We start from the raw sequence: 6,373 nt of genomic DNA on the forward strand, positions 1-6,373 counted from the left end.
CGCTCGCTATGAAATCCGCCGAACTCTGTTACGGTGAGATCTGTAGCGAGCGCTAAACAACCATTCGAGCACGCCTCCGGGAGCCCGCATGTCCACCGCCACCCTGCCCACGCCCACCTACGCCCGCACCGTCCTCGGCTCGGGTCCCGGGCTGCTTCTCGCCCACGGCGCCGGCGGCGGCATATCCGCCAACTACGGCCCGATCCTCACCGGCCTGGCAGCCGGCCACACCGTGGTCGGCGTCGACCTCCCCGGCGCCGGCGACACCCCGCGCGCCACCGCGGCACTGGAACTGGACGATCTCGCCGACCAATTGGTCGCGGCCGGCGTCGCCGAGGGCCTGGAGACGTTCGCGGTCTCCGGCTATTCGCTGGGCGGCGCGGTCGCCGTCCGCGCCGCGACCCGGCATCCGGAGCGGGTGACCGCACTGGTCCTCACCGCGCCGTTCGCCCACGCCGACCACCGTCTGCGGCTGGTCGCGCGGGTGTGGCGCGGGCTGTACGAGTCCGGCGACCGCGCGACGTTCGCCGCGTTCGTGACCCCGCTCGCGCTGAGCCCGGCCGCCCTGGCCGCCCTCTCCGCCGACGACCTGGCCGATGCGCTCCGGACGAGCGCGGACACCCCGCCGCCCGGTACGCCCGAGCACACCGAACTGATCGAGCGCGTGGATGTCCGCGCCGACCTGGCCGCCGTCGACGTCCCGGTCCTGGTCGTGTCCACCACGGGCGACCGCCTGGTCGAGCCGAACCACCACCACGCCCTCGCAGCCGGGCTGCGCACCGCGCGCGTGGTCGAACTGGACGCGGGCCACCTGCCGTTCGCCGAACGGCCGGCGGAATGGGAGGCCGCGATCACCGGCTTCCTGGCCGAGGTCGAGTCCGGCCACTGAGGGTCGCCGCGGGACGGCCGACCAGCGGGCGGCCGTCCCGACGGCCGGCGCCGAAGGCGTCACCGTGACGACGTCGCCGATCGCGGGGGCGCTCATGCGTCCGGATACGGCGCGGCCCACTCCTCCTCCGGCAGGCGCAACGCGTTGGCCACGTAGGCGATCGTGCGGTACCACCCCGCCAGGACCAGGATCTCCACGATCTCGGCGTCGGCGAACCGTGCCCGCAGCTCGGCCCACGTCGCGTCGGCGAGGTCGGCGCCGTCGTGCAGTTCGTCGACCACCCGCACCAGGATTGCCTGCCGCTCGCTCCACGCGCCCGCGTCGTCGTGCACGGTGGCCCGGAGCTGACGCGGGGTCAGGCCGACCTGCTCGCCGAACACCTCGGCGTGCACGCCCCATTCGTACGAGCAACCGGCCCGGGCGCACACCCGCTGCACCACCGTCTCCCGTTCGACGGCCGGCAGCGTGCCGTGCACCAGCAGCCCGGAGCCCACCACGCGCATGCGCGACGCGAGTTCGGGGTGATGCTCCAGCACCCGGAACAACGCGAGCGGCTCGCGCTCGCGGGCCGGCCCCATCCAACGGGCCAGCGCCGCCTCGGTCTCGGCGGCATAGGGCGGCGACAACGGTGTGATCCGCGACATGGACGCACTCCTGCACTGGCCGACACGGCCCCTCAAGCTGCTTCGCTTTCAGAAGCACTATGCTGCTTCCGAAACAGAAGCACAAGAGCGGGCGCAGGAGCGAGGCGCACGAGCGCGGCGCGGTAGCGAAGCGCACGAGCGCAAGCACACGAGGAAGGTGGCGCACCCATGGGCGACGACGACACCGGCGACGAGCACGGCACTCCCCTGCCGGGCGGCCCGGTCCGGGGCTCGACCACCGGCCGCGCGTCGATGGCCGCACTCGACCTGCTCGGCCGACGCTGGATCCTGCGCCTGATCTGGGAACTCAGCCGCGAGCCGGCCGGCTTCCGCGCCCTGCAACGCCGCTGCGACGACATGTCCTCCAGCGTCCTCGACACCCGCCTGCGCGACCTGGTCGACGCCCGAATCGCCACCCGCAACCAGAGCGGCGACTACGAACTCACACCCCTCGGCACACACCTCGTCGAGGCCCTGGATCCCCTCCTGACCTGGTCGACCACATGGGCCAAGGAACTGGAACGAGACTGAACCCACCCGCCACCGACCCGCGTCACCTCCGCGCGAACCGGCCGAACCGCTTGGGCGGCTGGGACCGTTCGGGCTGCTCGGCCCGTTTGCGTCGGCTCGGCGGCGGACCCCTCCGACCGTCGCGCCGATCCACCGGACCGACGCACCCAGTCACCGGACGCCGTGCGTTCGATGTACACCAGGGCGGTCACCGTCGTGTGGTCCACCGAGAACCCGTGCCCGGAGCACGCCCGGTTCATCCAGCCCTCACACCGGAATCGCGCCCGCTTCTCCCGGGAGCAGAAGGCCACTTCCCAGGCAGACCCGATACGGTCGACCAGCAACAGGCCGCGCTCCGAATCGGCCTCGGCTCCCGGCGAACGAGGACACAACGCGGTCCGCTCACCGGCCGGATGGTTGATGTAGTCGTACTCCCGCCCGATGTCGCCGAGATCGGACACCCGCACCAAGATCACGCTCGGCCGTACCAGGTCGGGAACGCTCTCGACCACGAACGCCTCGACGGCGAACTCGGCCGAGCCGGAATGCCGCACGGCATTGGTCGCGAGTTCGGTGACGATCAGGCGGCGGACGGTTGTTGCGCACCGCGCCCGCTGCTCCGCGAAGTGCCAACCACCCCCACGCGGCCAGCTGTTCCCGCGTGGCTGTGGACATCCTCGGTTCGATCGCCTCGGCCGTCGTCATCGCCGGCGTCTCCGTGTCGTCGAGCCGCCCCTGACGAAGCAGCAGCCAGCACAACCCGACGACACCGGAAGCCGCGCTCAGTGTGTCCCCGGCGGCACGCGCATCCGCAATCGCACTCGCCAGAGCCTGATAGGCCAGGTCGTAGTGCCGCGTCTGGGTCAGGAAGCGCCCGACGACCTGGTATGCCTCCGAACGCGTGACCAGCGCACTCGCGTGATCCTCGCCATCGGAGTGGTACTCGACGGCTCGATCGGTGTCCCGCAGCAGACCGGGCAGAAGCAACGCGACGCTTTGATAGCGGTCGGCGTGATACAACCTCGCCCCGTCCAACACGGCCCGACGAAGTGCCGGGATACTCGGCTCCTCCCCCGGCTCGGGCGGACGCGCACTCAGACCCACCGGAGGCGTCAGCGCCTTCCGGAGCTCGATCAGATGAAGCCGGTTGGGATCGTCCGAACGCACGGGTTCGGGCGCGTCGGCTGCCAACAGCGTCGACGTTTGCAGGCCCAAGGCGCGGGCGATCGTGTGCAGCGACTCCATCCGCAGCGTGCCACCCTGCTCGACCTTGCGGATCGTCCCCAGCGACAACCCGGCCGCCTCGGCCAGTTGCTCCTGGCTGTACCCGGCGCGGCGCCGGCAACTCCTGACGTTCTCGCCGAGTGTTGCCGTCATGGTCCCCACCATCTGTTGGTCCACTCGCGAACTGCATCCACGCTGGCGCGGGCAGGGCATCGGCCGCGGAGCATCAATCCAGGTCATGCAGGGCCACATCGGTGATCTCGCCCGCGTCGGCGGTCAGGGTCATGTACGTGTGGTGCGGTTGGCTGCGTCGATCGGTCGGGGAGCCGGGGTTGAGCAGGCGCAGGCCGGAGTCGGCGACGGTGTCCCACGGGATGTGGCTGTGCCCGAACACCAGCACGTCCGCATCGGGATACCGCGCGGCGCACCGCCGTTCGCGGCCTTCCGCCGGACCCGTCTCGTGCACGACGGCGAACCGCACCCCGCCCAATTCGACTCGGGCCACCTCCGGCAACCGGCTCCGTAAATCGGGCCCGTCGTTGTTGCCGTACACGCCGACCAACCGCCGCGACCGGGCCTCGAACAGATCCAGCGCGGCGGCGTCGACCCAATCGCCCGCGTGGATCACCACGTCGACCGCCGACAACTCGGCGAGCAACCGCTCGGGAAGCACCTTGGCCCGCCGGGGCAGATGCGTGTCGGACGTCAGCAGAATGCGCATCCATCCACCGTACGAGCCGAACCACCCCTCGGGGCAGGAACAGGGCCGGTGTGACCGGTCGCGTCGGCAGGCGGGGGCTCGGGGTCGGCCCTGCGTCCGCCGCGTGGCGGTTGGCGGTTCGCGGGACTTGATCATGTCCCCGGGGTGAGCATGGGGCCATGACGGGTTGGCGGAAGGCGTGTCTGGTGGTTCTGGCGGTTGTCGGTGTGGCGGCGGCGGTGGGGTTGGTCGTGTTGCTCGTCGTCGCCGATCTCGATACGGCGGCCGCGGCGGGCAGCGTGGTGGGGGCGGTGGCGGGTGTCGCGGCGACCGGGGTGTCGGTGGCGGCGTTGTTCCGCTCGGCACCGACGACCGTCTCCGCGTCGGGTGGATCGAACGCGACGGGCCGGGACATGCACAATCCCCAGGCCCGTGGCACCGGTCCGAGTTCCGGGCCACCTCCCGCTCCGGGGCCGGGCGTCTTTGCATCGGAGGGGTCGAACGCGGCGGGCCGGGACATGAACGATCCGACCGCGCAGCGCGGCCCGTGAGGTGGGGACGCCGCCGAAAGCGGTCCGTCGAGGCCGGCGCCCCTGCGGCGGCGCCGAGCGTCTCGGCGACGGCGGGGTCCAACGCCGCAGGGCGGGACCTCGTCAACCCGGTGGCCATCCATGCCGAGTACGCGCTGCCCGTCGAGGCGTACGCGCCGATCCCGGATGACGCCGCAGCACGGGGCGTGTCGAACATCCCCAAGACAGAGGGGTTCGTCGGCCGCGGCGATGAACTCGAGGAGCTGGAAGTGGCGTTCGCCGGGACGGGTGAGGTCGTGGTCCACGCCGTGCACGGGCTGGGCGGGGTCGGCAAGTCCGCGTTGGCCGCGCGCTGGGCCGCGAATCGAGGCGAGGCGGTGCGGTGGTGGATCACCGCCGACACCCCCGACGCGGTCGACGCCGGGGTCGCGGCGCTGGGGCGCGCTTTGCAGCCGGGACTGGCGGGGTTGCCCGCCGAGTTGCAGACCGAACGCGCCATCGCCTGGCTCGCCGGCCGCGACGGGTGGCTTGTGGTGCTGGACAACGTGGAGGCTCCCGCCGACATCGGCCCGTTGCTGGAGCGGGTGCCGGGCGGGCGGGTCCTGGTCACCACCCGCCGCGCGACCGGTTGGCACCACCACGCCACCACGATCGCCCTGGGCGTGCTCGACCCGACCGACGCCGTGAAGCTGTTCACCGACATCGTCGAACGCACCGACGGGCACGACACGGACGGCGCCGACGCGCTGTGCGAGGAACTCGGGTACCTGGCCCTGGCCGTGGAACAGGCCGCCGCGTACTGCGCCGAGACCGGCACCGGCCCGCGCGCCTATCTGGACATGCTCGCCCGGTGGCCCGCCACGATGTTCGCCGCCACCGCCGAGGGCGGCGACTCGGAACGCACCATCGCCCGGATCTGGCGCGTCACCCTGGACCGCATCGCCCACACCCCCCTTGCCGGGGACCTCCTGCGGATCCTGGCCTGGTACGCCCCCGAACACATCCCCCGCGACCTCCTCGACGACCTCGCCGAACCCCCCGCACTCGCGGACGCGATCGGCCGACTCCGCGCCCACAACATGATCACCGACAACCACGACGACACCCTCACCGTGCACCGCCTCGTCCAAAGCCTCGGCCGCACCCCGGACCCGGCGGACCCCCACCGCCGCTCCGCCGCCATCGACCACGCCCGCGATCAGGCCACCGCCCTCCTCGCGGACACGTTCCCCGCCGATGTCACCCAGCCCTCCAACCGGCCCCGGTGCAGGGCACTCCTGCCCCATCTCGACGCTCTCACCCGCCACCACACCCCCGACCAGGACACAGTCGACACCGCGCGCGCCCTCGCTCTCGGCGCCGCCCACCAACACGATCAAGGCGCACTGGGCCCCGCCACCGAAGCCTGGAAACGAGCCCTGGCCACGTGCGTACGGGTGCTGGGCGCCCACCACCCGAACACGCTGGTTTTCCGCAACGACCTCGCGGGCGCGTACCAGTCGGCGGGTGACCTGGGCCGCGCCATCCCGCTGTACGAACAGACCTTGCGCGACCGGGTGCGGGTGCTGGGCACCGACCACCCCCACACGCTGGCCTCCCGCAACAACCTCGCGGGCGCGTACCGGGCAGCGGGTGAACTCGGCCGCGCGATCCCACTGTTCGAGCAGACCGTGGACGACACGGTGCGGGTGCTGGGCACCGACCACCCCCACACGCTGGCCTTCCGCAACAACCTCGCTTACGCGTACCGGGCGGCGGGTGACCTGGGCCGCGCCATCTCCCTGTACGAACAGACCTTGCGCGACCGGGTGCGGGTGCTGGGCACCGACCACCCCCACACGCTGGCCTCCCGCAACAACCTCGCGGGCGCGTACCG

General features: G+C 72.0%; 7 protein-coding genes. 4 read left to right on the top strand and 3 right to left on the bottom strand.

Annotated features, from left to right (window positions below; translation table 11 throughout):
* The first annotated feature begins 88 nt into the window (after positions 1-88).
* Entirely contained in the window at positions 89-889 is an 801-nt protein-coding gene (locus ACFZBU_RS16590) for an alpha/beta fold hydrolase (RefSeq protein ID WP_391584273.1), read from the top strand.
* 92 nt (positions 890-981) lie between these two features.
* Here ACFZBU_RS16590 and ACFZBU_RS16595 read toward each other — a convergent pair whose 3' ends face one another.
* Positions 982-1,533, bottom strand: coding sequence for a carboxymuconolactone decarboxylase family protein (locus ACFZBU_RS16595; protein WP_391584274.1), 552 nt, complete (start codon positions 1,531-1,533; stop codon positions 982-984).
* A 168-nt stretch (positions 1,534-1,701) separates the two neighbouring features.
* Here ACFZBU_RS16595 and ACFZBU_RS16600 point away from each other — a divergent pair, with 168 nt between their 5' ends.
* Positions 1,702-2,064: a winged helix-turn-helix transcriptional regulator gene (locus ACFZBU_RS16600; RefSeq protein ID WP_391584275.1), complete on the top strand. Its 363-nt coding sequence runs from the start codon at positions 1,702-1,704 to the stop codon at positions 2,062-2,064.
* 381 nt (positions 2,065-2,445) lie between these two features.
* Here ACFZBU_RS16600 and ACFZBU_RS16605 read toward each other — a convergent pair whose 3' ends face one another.
* Positions 2,446-3,519 carry a helix-turn-helix domain-containing protein gene (locus ACFZBU_RS16605; RefSeq protein WP_391584276.1) on the bottom strand — a complete coding sequence of 358 codons (1,074 nt, stop codon included), beginning with the start codon at positions 3,517-3,519 and terminating at the stop codon, positions 2,446-2,448.
* Positions 3,494-3,988: a metallophosphoesterase family protein gene (locus ACFZBU_RS16610; protein ID WP_391584277.1), complete on the bottom strand. Its 495-nt coding sequence runs from the start codon at positions 3,986-3,988 to the stop codon at positions 3,494-3,496. The genes ACFZBU_RS16605 and ACFZBU_RS16610 overlap by 26 nt, the downstream gene beginning before the upstream one ends.
* 158 nt (positions 3,989-4,146) lie before the next feature.
* Between ACFZBU_RS16610 and ACFZBU_RS16615 the strand changes: the two genes are divergently transcribed.
* Positions 4,147-4,518 (top strand): hypothetical protein, encoded by a 372-nt coding sequence (locus tag ACFZBU_RS16615; protein WP_391584278.1) that lies wholly within the window; start codon positions 4,147-4,149, stop codon positions 4,516-4,518.
* Between the two features lie 110 nt (positions 4,519-4,628).
* A partial coding sequence (gene fxsT, locus ACFZBU_RS16620) for an FxSxx-COOH system tetratricopeptide repeat protein (protein ID WP_391584279.1) occupies positions 4,629-6,373 on the top strand: 1,745 nt, incomplete at its 3' end.

It is taken from the genome of Embleya sp. NPDC008237 (assembly GCF_042956465.1).
GTDB lineage: Bacteria > Actinomycetota > Actinomycetes > Streptomycetales > Streptomycetaceae > Embleya.

Excerpts from the sequence above, each read along its gene's own strand:
- ACFZBU_RS16605 (WP_391584276.1), bottom strand. The coding sequence starts at position 3,519 with ATGTGGCCCTGCATGACCTGGATTGATGCTCCGCGGCCGATGCCCTGC.
- ACFZBU_RS16610 (WP_391584277.1), bottom strand. The coding sequence starts at position 3,988 with ATGCGCATTCTGCTGACGTCCGACACGCATCTGCCCCGGCGGGCCAAG.
- ACFZBU_RS16615 (WP_391584278.1), top strand. The coding sequence starts at position 4,147 with ATGACGGGTTGGCGGAAGGCGTGTCTGGTGGTTCTGGCGGTTGTCGGT.
- ACFZBU_RS16600 (WP_391584275.1), top strand. The coding sequence starts at position 1,702 with ATGGGCGACGACGACACCGGCGACGAGCACGGCACTCCCCTGCCGGGC.
- ACFZBU_RS16595 (WP_391584274.1), bottom strand. The coding sequence starts at position 1,533 with ATGTCGCGGATCACACCGTTGTCGCCGCCCTATGCCGCCGAGACCGAG.
- ACFZBU_RS16590 (WP_391584273.1), top strand. The coding sequence starts at position 89 with ATGTCCACCGCCACCCTGCCCACGCCCACCTACGCCCGCACCGTCCTC.